Source organism: Halorubrum lacusprofundi ATCC 49239, assembly GCF_000022205.1.
Lineage (GTDB): Archaea > Halobacteriota > Halobacteria > Halobacteriales > Haloferacaceae > Halorubrum > Halorubrum lacusprofundi.
Genome location: NC_012029.1, coordinates 2,160,675 through 2,174,800 on the forward strand (window position 1 = coordinate 2,160,675; position 14,126 = coordinate 2,174,800).

Below are 14,126 nucleotides of genomic sequence, written 5' to 3' on the forward strand. Positions count from 1 at the left end.
ACCGGTTAAGGAGGGTTTTTCAACCGTCCGACGCAAGGGACGGTAATGAGCCAACGCGACACCGCGAGAGCGGGTGATCGGCGATGATGGGCGGCAACGACCAGCAGGCGTACGACCGCGGCACGTCACTATTCTCGCCCGACGGCCGGATCTACCAGGTCGAGTACGCCCGCGAGGCGGTCTCGCGCGGCGCGCCGAGCGTCGGCGTCCGGACGGCCGACGGCGTCGTCTTCGTCGCGATGTCCCGCCCCTCCTCGACGCTGATGGAGGCCGAGAGCATCGAGAAGCTCCACAAGCTTGACGACCACCTCGGCACCGCGAGCGCCGGCCACGTCGCCGACGCCCGCCAGCTGATCGACCTCGCGCGCCGCCAGTCGCAGGGGAACCGCCTGCGCTACGGCGAGCCCGTCGGCGTCGAGACGCTGACGAAGTTCGTCACCGACCACATTCAGGAGAACACCCAGCGCGGCGGCACCCGGCCGTACGGCGCCGCGCTACTCATCGGCGGCATCGACAACGGCGAGCCGCGTCTGTTCGCCGCCGACCCCTCTGGGACCCCCAACGAGTGGAAGGCGACCGTCATCGGCGGCGGCCGCTCCGACATCCAGGGCCACCTCGAAGAGAACTGGACCGAGGAGCTCTCGCTCGACGCTGGCGTCGAACTCGCCATCGCCGCGCTCGCTGCCCACGACGACGAGTTCGAGCCGACGGATCTGGCCGTCGCCACGGTCACCGAGGCCGACGGCTACCGGACCGTCCCCGTCGAGGAGGTCACCGAGGCGTTCGAGGCGGCCGGGCTGACGGTCGAAGAGGACGACGAGGGTGACGAGGAAGAGGGCGCAGACGCGGACGCCGACGACGAAGCCACCGACGCCGACAACGAAGAGTAAGCCGCTTCGCTCTTACCCTACCCCCTTCCGGACCCTTTTCTCGTCGCCCCCCGAACCGCGGGTATGGCACGCATCGCGGCGCTCGTCGCGTACCCGCTGAAGTCGAACGACGGCGCCGCAGTCGACCGCGCCGAACTCGGGCCGAACGGCGCCCTCCGCGGCGACCGTTCGTACGCACTCGTCGAAGCGGGCGTCGACCCGCACACGACCTCAGTCGGCGGCGACGGTGGCTACGTCAACGGGAAACGCGAGCCGGCGGTCCACGGCCTCTTGGCGCGCTACGAACGTGTCGGCTCGGCCGACGCGACGCCGACCGCGGTCACCCTCTCGCGGCCGGCGCGTCCCGAGACTGGGGCCGCCGCGGGCGAGCGCACCTTCGCGCTCCCCGAGGACAGCAAGGCGCTGGCGACGTGGGTCGGCGAGTACCTCGGCTACGGCGTCGACCTTGTCCGCGAGCCGAACGGGGGGCTCCCAGACGACCGGGCGGCGCCGGGGCCGACGGTCGTCTCGCGGGCGACGCTGGAGACGGTCGCCTCGTGGTTCGACGAGATTGCTGACGCAACGGAGATGCGGCGGCGGCTCCGGCCGAACCTCGTGCTCGACGACTGCCCGGCGTTCTGGGAGGACCGGCTGTTCGCCGACCACGGAGAGGCCGTGCGCGTCTCGATCGGAGCGACCGAGCTATTCGGGGTCAATCCGTGTCAGCGGTGCGTCGTCCCCTCGCGTGACCCGGACACAGGCGACGAGATCGACGGGTTCCGCGAGACGTTCCTGCGGAAGCGCCGCGAGACGCTCCCGGCGTGGACCGAGAGCGACCGGTTCGACCACGACTTCCGGCTCATGGTCAACACGGTCGTCCCGGATGAGGAGTGGGGCTCGACGCTCGCGGTCGGCGACGCGGTCGCCATCGAGGGTGTCGAACCGGAGCCGGACAGCGAAACCTGAAAAAGGGATAAACAGCCGACTACCGTCCACCGTCGGTCATCGCGACCGGGTCGTTGTCCGCGATGTCGCCGTCCGAGGCGTCGGCGTCGACCGCGCCGCGCCCCTCGGCCGCCGGGTCCGCGGCGCCGAAGTGGGTCCAGAGGGTGGCGCCGACGACCGCGTAGGCGACGAGGTCGTAGTGGACAACCCCGTCGAAGCCGGTGAACGCGGCGGCGGTGCTGTACGCGAACAGCGCGGTGACGCTCGCCACGAACACGCTCTCGTTCGTCACTCGCCCCGCGGCCGCCGCGGCGAGAGACCGCTTGATCATCGGGCCGCAGGCGACGAGGAACGCGATCCCGGAGAGCGCGCCGAGGTTGACGAAGAAGTGTGTCGCCATCTGCGAGTCGAGGAGCGACTGCAGGTACGCGACCGTGAGGGGGTCGTAGAACAGCCACTCGAGCCGGGTCGGGTACAACACCGCGATGTACGGCGTCGCGACCATCAGCCCGAACAGCACGGCGACGGCGACGCGGGCCGACGCGAACTGCGAGGCTCGGCGGATCTCGAACGCTCGGTCCGCCGGATCGACGACGAGGCCGCACGCCTCCAGCATCTCCTGAAGGTCACCACGGGACACCGACGGGTCGTGGTGGACGCCGACGGTGTCGTTCCGCGCTGTCGCCGACGCGGCGCTCACACCGTCGCAATCGCGGAGGACAGCCTCCAACAGCCCCTCCCGGCGCTTCGTGTCGATCCCCTCAACGGAGAAGGTGTCGTGGACGTGCGGCTTGGGCACATGCGCGACCCGCGGCCCGGCGCCGGAATCGGACACGCTAGCCGGGGATTCTCCGGCCGGCGCGTCGATTCCCTGCTCGCGGACCACGGCGTCGAGCCGCGTCGACCGCCCGTGGTGGTCGTCTGTCATGTGAACTACCTACACGCGCACGGGGATGAAACTTCCCCCGTTCGGGGCCGAATACGGTCTAACTTCCCCCATTCGGGGCCAAATACGGATCTAACCGGAATACGGGGAGAGAGTCAGCTAGGAGTTGACCGACTCCATGTACGAGGTGACGATCATCTGTCCCTTCCGCGTGAGCGCGGCGCCCGCGTCGCCGTCGACGACGAGGCTCTCCTCGCGGAGCGTGTCGAGGATCATCTCCGTTTGGGTGACGTCGCCGGTGACTACGTCGGCGATGTTCGCCTCGCCGCCGGCGGAGTAGATCGACACGAGAATCTCCAGCTGTTCCTCCGTCGGGTCGAACGCCTCGACGTCTTCCATCACCTCGTCGTATTCCAGCTTGATGTACCGGCCGAGCACGTTGAGGGTTCGCTTGTCGGGAACGGTCGCGATCGACGTCACGGTCTGGGTATCCGGGACGTGGCGGAATACGAGCGCGGGGCGCTTGGTGCCGGCGATCGTGCGGTTGGTCCGCTCGTAGTCGATGACGGAGGACAGCTCGACCGTGAACGGGTCGGGGCAGTCGGCAAAGCCGATCGCGCCCGGCGAGAGGCTGATCGACGCGGTGTGGTCGGCCGCGTCCGTGACGCGCCCGCCGAGCTTCGCCGGGTGACGAACTGTGACCGTCACGCCGCGCAACAGGGCCTTGAACAGCAGTCGGGTGAACCGCTCCATGTCGTCCGGCTCACCCTCTACGAGGGCCGTACACCTGTCGCCGCCTTGCTCGTAGGCGACGGTGACGCTGTCGCTGAAAAACGACTGGAGGTCGCCGGGGACGGTGCCGACGACGATGTCGAACACCTTCGAGAGGGGGACAGTCGTCTTCATGTCGTCGGTGGCAAGCACGAGCCGGCGCTGGCTCAGGAGGACGCGGCCCGTCACGGGTTCGCCGCTTCCCAGACCGGAGGTGTGGACGCGGCCGACAAAGTCGGCGACGACGGACTCTTCCATCGAATCCTGCTTGCGCCTCTCGGCTATTTACTGTTACTCACGATGTATCAGTGGTGATAACATACCGATGTGTGGAAAACGAACGTGTTCTGACGCTTAGGGCGGTCGGATCTCCAGAGAAAAGCGCGGAACAGCAAAGCCTAATGAGGTGGGCATCAAACCGGCAGGTGATGCCCACAGTAGAATACCTCAACTACGAAGTGCTCGACGACCACGGCTGGTCGATGGACGACGACGACCTGTTCGAAGAGGCCGCTGACGCGGACCTCGACGCCGAGGATTACGGTAGCCTCGACGTGAATCAGGGCGAATACATCCTCGAATCCGCCGAGGCACAGGGCTACGACTGGCCCTTCTCGTGTCGCGCCGGCGCCTGTGCGAACTGCGCCTCCATCGTCATGGAGGGCGACATCGAGATGGACATGCAGCAGATCCTCTCCGACGAGGAAGTCGAAGAGAAGAACGTCCGCCTGACCTGCATCGGCAGTCCGGCGACGGACGAGGTCAAGATCGTCTACAACGCGAAACACCTCGACTACCTGCAGAACCGCGTCATCTAACGCCGCTTCGACCACGCCGCGGTCGAACTGACAGACGGTGTTCGATGTGGGTCACCCCCATCGGTGCCACCGTTTTTTCGAAGAAACTGTCTCGACGAGCGACCGCTCGACCCGAACCCGCTTCCCGCCTACCAGGCCGACCACGCCGTCAGACTCTCGTCGCGGGCGTACACCCGCTTGCAGTCCTTGGCGTACGCGAAGTCGCCGTCGTGGTCCAGCTTCTCGTGGCGGTACTCGGGGGCGTCCTCGCGGATCTGGACGCCCTCGACGACGAACTCCTCGTCGCCGAACTCGACGGTCTCGCCGACGGTGAACTCGTAGTCGCCGGGGACGTTCACTCGCAGCGAGCGCGTCTGGTCAGCGTTGCCGTCCTTCGGGTGGAGCGTCACCGGGACGGTGACGTTGTCGACCGCGCGGGTCCACAGCGTCTCGACGTCCTCGATGTCGGCCTCCTCGACGCGCTGTTCGGGCCCGACCTCGATCCCGGTCACCCGGACCTGCATCAGGGCGTCGGGGGAGTCGACGACGAACTCCTCGCCCGTGGAGACGTAGGTGTCCGCGGGCACGTCCATCTCGGTCGAGAAGGACTCGCCGTCCTGCGAGACGATGACGGTCAGCCCGACGGTCTCCTCCTCCGGGATCTCGGTTTTGTACGTGTGATCGCAGTCGGTACAGCGGACGGTGGCCTGCCCGCCGGGACGCAACACTTCGTGAACGGTCTCCTCGCCCGGCGAACACGACGGGCAGGCGAGACCGACTCGGTCTCCTGTTTCGGTCATTACGGCGTCGTATCCGCCGCTCGCGTAAATATCCGCCCCTGTGACCGCGGTGCGTCACACGCTCGCGTGGGGCTCGGTCGGCGGCCGCTCCGCGAGGCGGGCGAGTAAGGAAACTGGTTTACCGGTGTCTGGGGTACGAACGCCCATGATCGTACCCGGATCCAGCTCACAGCTACTCGCGGCCACGCTCGCCGAGGAGACGGGTCGGCCGCTGGCGACGCCGACCTACGACCGGTTCCCGGACGGCGAGGGGCTCGCCGCAGTGCCCGACTTCGACGACGATGAGGCGACGATCGTCGCCGCGACCGACTCCGACGCGGCGTGGGTCGAACTGCTCCAGCTACAAGACGCCGTCCGCGAGGCCGGCGCCGAGCGTGTGACGACGGTGATTCCCTACATGGGGTACGCCCGACAGGACGAGTCGTTCGGCGATGGCCAGCCCGTCTCGGCGCGAGCAATGGCGCGGGCGGTCTCGACCGGCACCGACCGGGTCGTCCTCGTCAACCCTCACGAGGCCGGCGTCGCCGACTTCTACGACGTGCCGGTCGAGACGGTCGACGCCGCCAGTGTGCTCGCGGAGCCGCTCCCGACCGACCTCGCGGACCCGCTGTTCCTCGCGCCCGACGAGGGCGCGATCCGCATCGCCGAGACGGTCCGGGACGCGTACGGCACCGGCGAGACCGACTATTTCGAGAAGCACCGCGACCGCGACACGGGCGAGATCGAGGTGTCGCCGTCGGACGCCCACGTCGAGGGACGGGACGTGGTCGTCGTCGACGACATCGTCGCCACCGGGTCAACGATGAGCGAGTCCGTCGCCGTGCTGAACGACCGCGGCGCGGCGCGGGTGCTCGCGGCCTGCGTCCACCCCATGCTCGCGGCCAACGCCGTGACGAAGCTCCGCGGCGCCGGCGTCGACCGTATCGTCGGCAGCGACACGCTCGAACGCGGCTGCAGCGTCGTCAGCGTCGCGCCCGTTCTCGCCGACGCGCTCGACTGACTCTATTCGATTCTACTCGATCTCTCGAATCACCCGCGCCGGGTTCCCGCCGACGACGACGCGGTCCGGCACGTCGTCCGTGACGACCGCGCCAGAGCCGATCACCGCGCCGTCGCCGACCGTCACGCCCGGGGTGAGCACGGCGCGACCGCCGATCCAGACGTCGTCGCCGACGGTCACCGGCTCGGCGCGCTCGCGGCCGGTCGCGCGCTCCTCGGGATCGATCGGATGCGTCGGCGTGTAGACGTGAACGCCCGGCCCGAGCAGACATCGATCGCCGAACGCGATCGGGTTGCTGTCGAGGAACACGCAGCCGTAGTTCGCGAAGAAGCCGTCGCCGACCGCGACGTTGTAGCCGTAGTCGCACCGGAACGAGGGGTGGACGACCGGGTCGTCGCCGACCGCGTCGAACAACTCCCGTAAGAGCGCCTCGCGTCCCTCCGCCTCGCTCGTCGCGTTGTATCGCCGAGCGAGGTCGCGGGCGCGCTCCCGGTCGGCGACCAGTTCCGGCGCGCTCGGGTCGTAGGGCTCCCCCGCGAGCATCCGCTCCGTCTCGGTGGGCATACCCGACCGAACGCGCGCGGTCGGATAGCCGTTTCCGTCGGGGGCGATCTCTACTCCCTTTTAAATCGCCGTCACCCACGCCCGGTAGTCGTCGTCGAGTCCGTAAACCTCGCGGAACGCGCGCTCGACGAACCCTGCCACGCGGTTCGCGTCCGACCGGGCGGTGACGACGGCGTTCGTCCCCTCGGCCTCCTCCGGGCTCACCAGTTCGTCGATCCGGAACTCCGGGAACTCGCCGAGCAGGTCCTTCAACAGGTCTAGCTCCGCGTCGGTACAGTCGAGGATGAGTTCCGTGCCCGCGAGCTGGATCCACGGCGGCACCTCGCCGCCGCCGGTGGTGTCGCTGTCGGGGTCGACGTCGACAGTCATCACCTCGCTCGATCGGGCGCGGTGAGCGGTCGCCGCGTCCGCGAACAGCTTCAGCCGCTCTCCCTCGGTCGCGGCGTCGAATCTCGTCATGTCCGCACGTCTGCGCCGCCGGTTCTTAAAAAGCCGCACCGCGCGCTGGTTCGGCTCCTCCTGCTCCGCCGCAGCTTAAAAGGGCTACTCCCGTTTCGTCTCCGCCAGCACGTCCTCGGCGATCGAGACGGTTCGCTCCGCCTCGCGAACCCGGTCGTCGATAACGCCCCGTTTTAAAAGGCCTCGCTCGGGCTCGTCGAGCGCGTCGCGCACCACGGCCGCCCGGCGGAGCCGGTCGTACTCCTCGTCGCGCGCGAGGTCGCGGACTGACCGGAGCGTCGCCACCGTCTCGTCGTCGGCGACCCGCGAGACGAGGGGGATCAGCTCGTCGATCTCGTAGGCCAGCTCGTCGCCGCCCGCCGGCGGCCAGTCGAGCGTCAGCGGCTCGGCGTCGAGCCGCTCGACGTAGGTGCGGTGGACCGCGACCGCGGTCCGGAGCGCGCCGGGATCGTCGACGTAGTGCTCCAGCTTCGAGTTCGAGTAGTCGGCGTACTCCAACAGCGTCGGAAGGGGCTCCTCGCCTGCGTCGTAGTCGGTGACGTACTCGCGCAGGTCAGTCGGCGGCACGTCCGCGTCGACGAACGGGGTGCCGTCGGCGCGGTCGAGGAAGGAGAACACGTCTCGGGCCGACGCCGATTTATAAAAGGAGTCGAACGCCTCGCGGACCGCGTCGTTGTACGACTCGATCGGCTCTCGGAGCCGGTCCACGTCGGCGTCGAGGTCCGCGTCGGCCATCCCGGCGACCTCGCGCAGGTCGTCGAGCCGGGCGTCGAGCGCCTTCCGGGCCTCTCTCGCGGCCTTGCGCGCGGCCCGGTAGTCGTCGAGGGCCTCGTCGCGGTCGGCGAGCAGGTCGACGTAGTTGCCAGCCGGCTCCAACGCGTCGCGGGCGGCGGCGAAGTCGGTCTCCGAGAGCCGGCGTTTGTCGACCGCATCGTCCGCAGCGGCGAACGCGTCGGCCGCGAGCGCGTCGTCGGCGGCGTCGACCGCCTCTCCGAACTCCCCCCGGAACTGGACGTACGAACCGAAGTCGCCGGTGCCGACCGCGTCCTCCTCGTACTGATCAAGCACGCGGTGCGCCCGGCGGTACGCGTCGGCGGCGGTCTCGATCCGATCCCGACCGAGGTCGGCTATCCGGGCCTCGATCCGGGCGAGTTCGTCGTACCGCTCGCGCAGCGTCGCGGCCGCCTCGCCGGCTTCGCGGACGGGGTCGGAGGCGTCCCCACCCGGCATCAGTACACCTCGTCCGGGTCGAAGACGCGCTCGCCGACGTGTTCACCGTCGACTGTCCGGTAGAAACACGAGCGGTGCCCCGTGTGACACGCCCCCACGTTCTGGTCGACGAGGTACAGCAGGGTGTCGGCGTCGCAGTCGACTCGCACCTCGCGGACTTCCTGGGTGTGCCCCGAGGAACCGCCCTTGTGCCACAGTTCGTCGCGCGACCGCGAGTAGTAGTGCGCCTCGCCCGTCTCGCGGGTGCGTTCGAGTGCCTCCGGCGAGACGTACGCGAGCATGAGCACCTCGCCCGAATCGGCGTCCTGCGCGACCGCCGGGACGAGGCCGTCGTCGCCGAAGTCAACCTCGATAGCCCCCTGATCCGCGTCGGCGTCGGTCATGTCTCGCCGGACGCGTGGGGCTCGAATAGGCCTTTTGTCTGTCCCCACGCGGCGAGGGCGTCGGACGCCTGACGAGAGCGCGCCTCCGCCCTCATTCCCGGCGCAACACCAGCGCGTCGCCGTCGGCGTACGCGTCGGCGCGCCGGTCGACGACCTCGAACCCCAGTTCTTCGTACAGCGACAGCGCGGCGTCGTTATCGGGGTGCGCCTGTAGCGTCACGGGACCGGTCGCGTCGGCGAGGACGGCCGAGAGCAACCCGCGAGCGCGCCCCTTCCGGCGATAGTCGGGAGCGACGGCAAGCTCGGCGAGATGGACGCCGGGGCGGTTCGGCGCGTCGACCGGGAGCAGGTAGCCGACCGCCCGGCCGTCGGCGACGCTGACGAGTGCCGACCCGACCGCGAGCCCGTACTCCAGCAGGTCCGGATTGGGCTGTCGGAGGTGGCCTTGTAGCCCCCGGATCTGGTTGGCGTCGGCTGGGCGGGCGGCGCGGACTCTGGGGTCGGGGGCGTGGCGGTCCCCAGGTGACTCCCCCGTCATCTCACAGCCCCACCCCGAGCGCGACGGCAGCGGCGACGCCGACGATCGCCCCCGACAGCGTTGCGAGGAAGTTCACCGCTTGGTTCCCGATCCGCTCACCCTCGATCAGCGCGCCGAGGAGGCTGTCGACGGTCATCCCCGCGACGCCCGCGAGGACGACGATCCCCCCGCCGGCGATCGCGTCGCCAATCGGCATCCCGAACGCAGCAAGGCCGGCGACAAGGAGCGCGCCCGCGAGCCCGGCCAGTTCGCCCTGCCACGTCACCGCGCCGTCGGTGCCCGGCTCGACTCGGCTCAGGGTCGTCACCAGCCGAGGACCGTCGTAGAGCCCGCCGATCTCCGAGGAGAGCGTGTCCGCCATCGCGGTCGCGGTCGCGCCGGCGAACGCGAAGCCGAAGAGCGCACCCGGTACGCCGACGTGGGCGGTCGCCGCGTAGCCGACGACGGCGACGAGCGCGACCGCGGAGTTCGCCAGCACGTTCCCGGTGCCCCGGGCGCCCTCGTTCTCCTGTGCGACGCCTCGGTCCGCCTTCTCGTCGAAGCGGTACTTCGACGCCAACCCGCCGATCGCGTAAAACGACATGAGCGTGGCGAACCAGCCGACGCCGCCGAGGACGACGGCCAGCAGCGCGGACAACACGCCCGTCAGCATACCGGGGACAGAGGCCGTGCCGAGCGCGAACGAGACGTAGCCGAGCGCGCCGGTCACCGCCAGCCCGAAGGCGACGAGGGAGGCGGTGACCGCCGGGTCCAGCGCGACGAATCCCCAGACGGCGAACGCAACGAGGATGACCGTGATGTGGGCGTCTCGGTCGAACACGAGCGATCTGACGAGCGCCGCCGTGAGCGCAGCCACGGCCGCAAGGAAGACGAGTTCGGGAAGGCCGTCGACGAGGCCCGCCCTGTCGGTCTGGAGCAGCACGCCGACCTGTCCCGCGAGAGCGCCGAGCGTCCCGCCGGCGACGTATCCCGCCACGAGGGGGAACTCGTCGGTGGCGCGTCCGGCGACGACTGTACGACCGAGGCGACCGCCGCCGACCGCGAGCGTTGCCGCGGCGAAGGCCTCGTACGGGAGCGGGGCGCGGGGGAGGGAGGCGAACAGCGCGAGACCGGCAGCGGCGAGCGCGAACGCGACAAATCCGTAGAGGCGCTCTTCCTCGCGGTCACCGCGCAAAGCAAGCGTTTCAAACCATCTGCCGTCGCGGACCCCGAAGAAGGCGAGGCCGGCGGCGGCGAGGAACGGCACGGCGGCGGCGTCGCCGAGTGCCGGCGCGAGGACGGCGACCGCGGCCACCGCGGCAAAGATACTCGCCCGTCGAAGCCTCCGTATCACACCCTCGGATACCTGGGACGCGCACTTAACGGTCCCGACACTGCCCCGTCGCCGTCGGGGAACGCTCGCCGCGGTCGCGCAGCCGTTCGGTAACTCGACGAATCAGTAGCGGTACTCGTTGAACTGCACTGCGTGTCCCTCGATCACGCGAACGGCCTGCTCCGGGTCCTCCTCGTCGTCTCCCGTCTCGTTCTCGTGTGAGGTAACCTCTCTCATACTTTGATGGAAGCAACTATTCAATATAAATGTTACCCGTGAGGCGGAAGTGGTCGACGCCGCGATCAACACCTGAGGGGTCGGCCGTGTCGATGTGCCCACTCTCAGCCGATGACGCGGTCGATATCCCCGAGATCGTCGAGCACGTAGTCCGGCGAGACGCTCGCGTCCGCGACGGCCGCCTCGTTCGTGACGCCGGACAGCACCAGTGCGGTGGTCATCCCGGCGCGTTCGCCGAGCGCGATGTCGGTGTTGAGCCGATCCCCGACGACGAGACACTCTTCGGGGGGGTACGGCAGTCGCTCGCGGACCATCTCGATCGCTGTTTCCGAGGGCTTCCCGAGGACCGCGTCCGGCTCGCGCTCGGCGACGCCCGCGATCGCGTTGATCACGGCCCCGGAACCCGGCACGTCGCGCTCGGGAGCCGGGATGACCACGTCGGGGTCGGTGCCGATGAAGGGGATGTCACGGTCGAGTGCCCACAGCGCCGTACAGAGGTCGTCGTAATCGAACTCTCGATCGATCGAGGCCACGAGCGCGTCCGCGGCGTCGACGTCGTCGGTCGTCGCGAGCCCGGCCGCCTCGAACTGGTCGAGCAGCCCCGAGCTGCCGATACACAGCAGCTCGTCGTCCGCGTGGCGCTCGCGCAGGTACCGCGTCGTCACGGTTCCGGCCGTGAACACCTGGTCCGGATTGATCTCGTAGCCCGCGGTTCCGAGCCGGTCGACGTACGCCGGCGGGGTCTTCGTCGGGTTGTTCGAGACAAACAGCGTCTCGACCCCGGCCTCGCGGAGCCGCCGGTAACCCGCCGGCGCGCCGGGGATCGGATCGTTGCCTCGTACGACCGTACCGTCCACGTCGAGGACGGCGCCGCTGAACTTCATGCGACGGCTCAGGGCGCCACAATGGTAGGGGTTGCGCCGCTTCCTCTTCCGCATCGCTCTCGCCCTATCCGCATCGCGCTCGCCCTTCCGCCTCACCCCCACCCTTTCGACTCGATCACCGTTATTTCACATCCGGTACCCGTTCCATCTTCGGGATAACGGAAGCGTAAAGCGGGGTCGTTCCCAATCGGGAATCACTGTGACGACGACTCAGGTGACGCTGATCCAGATCGACAACTACGGGCCGTGGACGGTGACGCCGGAGCCGCGCCGGGAAATGGATCTCCAATCCCTCCAGTCGCGGCTCTTCGCCGACATCGCCCAGTTCATGGGTCCGCGGGACGCCTACGTCTTCTCCACCCGCTACGACAACATGATCGCCGTGACGAACGGGCTCGACGGCGCGGCCCACGCGGCGCTCCAGGAGTCGATCGGGAACCGCTACCCGGTGAGCGTCAGCCTCGGGACCGGGGTCTCAGAGCGTCCGATCGACGCCCTGGAGGCGGCGAACCGCCTGCTCCAAACCGAAGGGAGCGCGCAAGACGAGAGCCGAACCGAGGTGCTCGCCGGCGACTACCTCACCGAGACGGCTCCGTCGGACCTCCAGATTGCCCACTTCGACGTGGTGAACGTGACCGGGAAGTACACCGACCGCCTCAACGAGTTCGACACGTTCCTCAACATCGAGCGTGCCTACGGCTCGCTGACGCGATACCTCCGAGAATCCCACGGCGCCCTCTCGTTTTTCGTCGGCGGCGACAACGTCGTCGCCGTCTGTCCGGACCTCCCCGAGGGGGCGTTCGCCGACACGGTCGCGCACGTGGCCGACGACGTCGACATCGAACTGCAGGTCGGCGTCGGTCGCGGTGCCTCCGCCCACGAGGCAGGATTCGCGGCCAAACACGCGCTCGAAGCGTGCCGAAACGACGGAACGAGCGTCGAACTGTCAGTCGCTCCGGCACTCAGCGACTGAGCGTCGGGTCTGCGGAAGTCGTCTTTTCGACGCTCCCGAAGGATTATCACTCCAGATAATTTGGTTGTGACGTTTTTATAGGCCCGGTCGGAACACTCGGTCAACATGTCCGATGACATAGTGTTCGTCTGCACGGCGGACAACTGCGACGAGGGGCCGTGGGAGGGGTCTCACGACGCGATGGCCCACTGCGCCGAACACCCGGACCACGGTTACACCGGGCGTCCGCTCGATGAGGTCGACAAAGTCATTCCCGCGACGGCAACGCGAAAGCGCGATAATCGAAATCTCCAGCACAAGGGGCATCCAAAGGGTGCGCTCGCGCAGGACGACTGACCGCGCCCGCGAACGGACCGCCCGCGGGACTCGCGTTTGCGGCCGGGGGCGGCTCCCGGCGATCCGCGTCTCGCGGCCCCGCGACGATTGACGAGCGCTCCGCGACACCTCCCATCTCTGATGGGTCGTTCTCGCGGTTTTCGCCGTTTCTGCGTTTCTCGTCTCCGCGTTCCCCGTCAGGCTTCGTCGAAGAGTCCGAGGTCCTCTGCAACGAGGTCTGCGAGCTGGTCTTTCAGCGCGGGGTCGACCTCCGCAATCTCCTCTCCGTCGTGTTTCCCGTCGTTGTGTTTGGCGAGCGCGTCCGCCACGTCGGACAGCGGCACGCTGGTTTCCGTCTCGCAGTCGGTACACACGATTGGGACGGACGGTTCGTCGGTGGACATTGTCCGGATAGACACGGGTGACCCGTATAGACTTTCGGGACGGGGGCGGCCGGCGGGGTCCGTTCCGGGGGAGGGGGCGCGTGCTCCGTTAGTCCACCGCTCCGGACGACGCGGACTCGGGGTCCTCAGAATCGTCCGTGTTCGACTCCTCGCCGTCCGCAGCGCCGCCTTCGGCTCCCTCGGTCGCTTCGTCACTCGCTTCCTCTCGCTCGTCGCGTTCCGCTGCCGCGGAGAACTCCTCCGGCGTGGCGTCGATCCGCTCAAACGCCCCGAAATCGCGCTCGTGATGGCGGATTATCTGCTCGACGATCCACGCGCTGTAGCGCTCGGAGTACGCCCACTCGCCCTCGGCGTCGTCCACCTCGAACCGGTCGTCGGTGGCGAGCGCGGCGTACAGGTGGTAGAAGCCGAGCACCACGTCGCCGAACTCCTTCGCCTCGGCACCGATCTCGCGGCGTTTCTCGACGAGTTCCTCGCGGCCCGCGTCGGTGAGCGCGAAGTACTTGCGGTCGGGCTCGTCGGCGCGCTCGACGCGCTCGGCGACGCCCTCCTCCTCGAACTTGTAGAGGATCGGGTACACCGACCCGTACGAAGGCTCCCAGTGGCCGCCGCTGATTTCGGTGATATCGCCCAGCAGCTCGTATCCGTATCGGGGTCGCTCGGCGAGTAGCTCCAACACGAGATACGAGATCAGTCCTTTCGGCGGCCCGCTTTTCCGCATCGTCCCTACGTTTCTGAGTCGTCGTGAAAGGGTTTCGG

Annotated in this window: 18 protein-coding genes; 6 read left to right on the top strand and 12 right to left on the bottom strand. The window is 68.5% G+C overall.

Annotation, left to right across the window (positions count from 1 at the left end):
• Window positions 1–83: 83 nt before the first annotated feature.
• Both psmA and HLAC_RS10795 read left to right on the top strand, forming a co-directional pair.
• Window positions 84–890 carry an archaeal proteasome endopeptidase complex subunit alpha gene (psmA, locus tag HLAC_RS10790; RefSeq protein ID WP_015910871.1) on the top strand — a complete coding sequence of 269 codons (807 nt, stop codon included), beginning with the start codon at window positions 84–86 and terminating at the stop codon, window positions 888–890.
• A 63-nt stretch (window positions 891–953) separates the two neighbouring features.
• Window positions 954–1,835, top strand: coding sequence for an MOSC domain-containing protein (locus tag HLAC_RS10795; RefSeq protein WP_015910872.1), 882 nt, complete (start codon window positions 954–956; stop codon window positions 1,833–1,835).
• Window positions 1,836–1,854: 19 nt separating this feature from the next.
• On the opposite strand, the gene HLAC_RS10800 is transcribed toward HLAC_RS10795, so the two are convergent.
• Together HLAC_RS10800 and HLAC_RS10805 are read right to left on the bottom strand one after the other, a co-directional pair.
• Window positions 1,855–2,742, bottom strand: a complete 888-nt coding sequence (locus HLAC_RS10800) for a hypothetical protein (protein WP_015910873.1) — start codon at window positions 2,740–2,742, stop codon at window positions 1,855–1,857.
• A gap of 117 nt (window positions 2,743–2,859) precedes the next feature.
• On the bottom strand, window positions 2,860–3,729 hold the full coding sequence (locus HLAC_RS10805) for a CheF family chemotaxis protein (protein ID WP_015910874.1): 870 nt from the start codon (window positions 3,727–3,729) through the stop codon (window positions 2,860–2,862).
• Between the two features lie 170 nt (window positions 3,730–3,899).
• On the opposite strand from HLAC_RS10805, the gene fer reads away from it, so the two are divergent.
• Entirely contained in the window at window positions 3,900–4,289 is a 390-nt protein-coding gene (gene fer / locus HLAC_RS10810) for a ferredoxin Fer (RefSeq protein WP_049933555.1), read from the top strand.
• A gap of 128 nt (window positions 4,290–4,417) precedes the next feature.
• On the opposite strand, the gene HLAC_RS10815 is transcribed toward fer, so the two are convergent.
• Window positions 4,418–5,068 carry an HVO_0476 family zinc finger protein gene (locus tag HLAC_RS10815; RefSeq protein WP_015910876.1) on the bottom strand — a complete coding sequence of 217 codons (651 nt, stop codon included), beginning with the start codon at window positions 5,066–5,068 and terminating at the stop codon, window positions 4,418–4,420.
• 145 nt (window positions 5,069–5,213) lie between these two features.
• On the opposite strand from HLAC_RS10815, the gene prs reads away from it, so the two are divergent.
• Window positions 5,214–6,068: a ribose-phosphate diphosphokinase gene (prs, locus tag HLAC_RS10820; protein ID WP_015910877.1), complete on the top strand. Its 855-nt coding sequence runs from the start codon at window positions 5,214–5,216 to the stop codon at window positions 6,066–6,068.
• 12 nt (window positions 6,069–6,080) lie between these two features.
• Here prs and HLAC_RS10825 read toward each other — a convergent pair whose 3' ends face one another.
• The 7 genes from HLAC_RS10825 to HLAC_RS10855 all read right to left on the bottom strand — a co-directional run bounded on the left by HLAC_RS10825 (window position 6,081) and on the right by HLAC_RS10855 (window position 11,675).
• A complete protein-coding gene (locus HLAC_RS10825) occupies window positions 6,081–6,632 on the bottom strand; it encodes a sugar O-acetyltransferase (protein ID WP_015910878.1) in 552 nt (183 codons plus the stop codon).
• 60 nt (window positions 6,633–6,692) lie between these two features.
• Window positions 6,693–7,091, bottom strand: a complete 399-nt coding sequence (locus tag HLAC_RS10830; RefSeq protein WP_015910879.1) for a DUF7975 family protein — start codon at window positions 7,089–7,091, stop codon at window positions 6,693–6,695.
• Between the two features lie 84 nt (window positions 7,092–7,175).
• Entirely contained in the window at window positions 7,176–8,321 is a 1,146-nt protein-coding gene (locus tag HLAC_RS10835; protein ID WP_015910880.1) for a DUF7118 family protein, read from the bottom strand.
• The gene (hisI, locus tag HLAC_RS10840; RefSeq protein WP_015910881.1) at window positions 8,321–8,704 is read right to left on the bottom strand and encodes a phosphoribosyl-AMP cyclohydrolase; all 384 of its coding nucleotides are present in this window, start codon (window positions 8,702–8,704) and stop codon (window positions 8,321–8,323) included. The genes HLAC_RS10835 and hisI overlap by 1 nt, the downstream gene beginning before the upstream one ends.
• A 91-nt stretch (window positions 8,705–8,795) precedes the next feature.
• Window positions 8,796–9,242 carry a GNAT family N-acetyltransferase gene (locus HLAC_RS10845; protein WP_015910883.1) on the bottom strand — a complete coding sequence of 149 codons (447 nt, stop codon included), beginning with the start codon at window positions 9,240–9,242 and terminating at the stop codon, window positions 8,796–8,798.
• A gap of 1 nt (window position 9,243) precedes the next feature.
• Window positions 9,244–10,575 carry a DUF92 domain-containing protein gene (locus HLAC_RS10850; RefSeq protein ID WP_049933557.1) on the bottom strand — a complete coding sequence of 444 codons (1,332 nt, stop codon included), beginning with the start codon at window positions 10,573–10,575 and terminating at the stop codon, window positions 9,244–9,246.
• 320 nt (window positions 10,576–10,895) lie between these two features.
• Window positions 10,896–11,675: an HAD-IIA family hydrolase gene (locus HLAC_RS10855; RefSeq protein ID WP_015910886.1), complete on the bottom strand. Its 780-nt coding sequence runs from the start codon at window positions 11,673–11,675 to the stop codon at window positions 10,896–10,898.
• A gap of 199 nt (window positions 11,676–11,874) precedes the next feature.
• Here HLAC_RS10855 and HLAC_RS10860 point away from each other — a divergent pair, with 199 nt between their 5' ends.
• Together HLAC_RS10860 and HLAC_RS10865 are read left to right on the top strand one after the other, a co-directional pair.
• Window positions 11,875–12,648, top strand: coding sequence for a GTP cyclohydrolase III (locus HLAC_RS10860; RefSeq protein ID WP_015910887.1), 774 nt, complete (start codon window positions 11,875–11,877; stop codon window positions 12,646–12,648).
• A gap of 105 nt (window positions 12,649–12,753) precedes the next feature.
• Window positions 12,754–12,984, top strand: a complete 231-nt coding sequence (locus tag HLAC_RS10865) for a hypothetical protein (RefSeq protein ID WP_015910888.1) — start codon at window positions 12,754–12,756, stop codon at window positions 12,982–12,984.
• A 176-nt stretch (window positions 12,985–13,160) separates the two neighbouring features.
• On the opposite strand, the gene HLAC_RS10870 is transcribed toward HLAC_RS10865, so the two are convergent.
• Together HLAC_RS10870 and HLAC_RS10875 are read right to left on the bottom strand one after the other, a co-directional pair.
• Window positions 13,161–13,367 carry a DUF8149 family protein gene (locus tag HLAC_RS10870; RefSeq protein WP_015910889.1) on the bottom strand — a complete coding sequence of 69 codons (207 nt, stop codon included), beginning with the start codon at window positions 13,365–13,367 and terminating at the stop codon, window positions 13,161–13,163.
• Between the two features lie 88 nt (window positions 13,368–13,455).
• The gene (locus HLAC_RS10875; RefSeq protein WP_015910890.1) at window positions 13,456–14,088 is read right to left on the bottom strand and encodes a PadR family transcriptional regulator; all 633 of its coding nucleotides are present in this window, start codon (window positions 14,086–14,088) and stop codon (window positions 13,456–13,458) included.
• Window positions 14,089–14,126 lie beyond the last annotated feature (38 nt).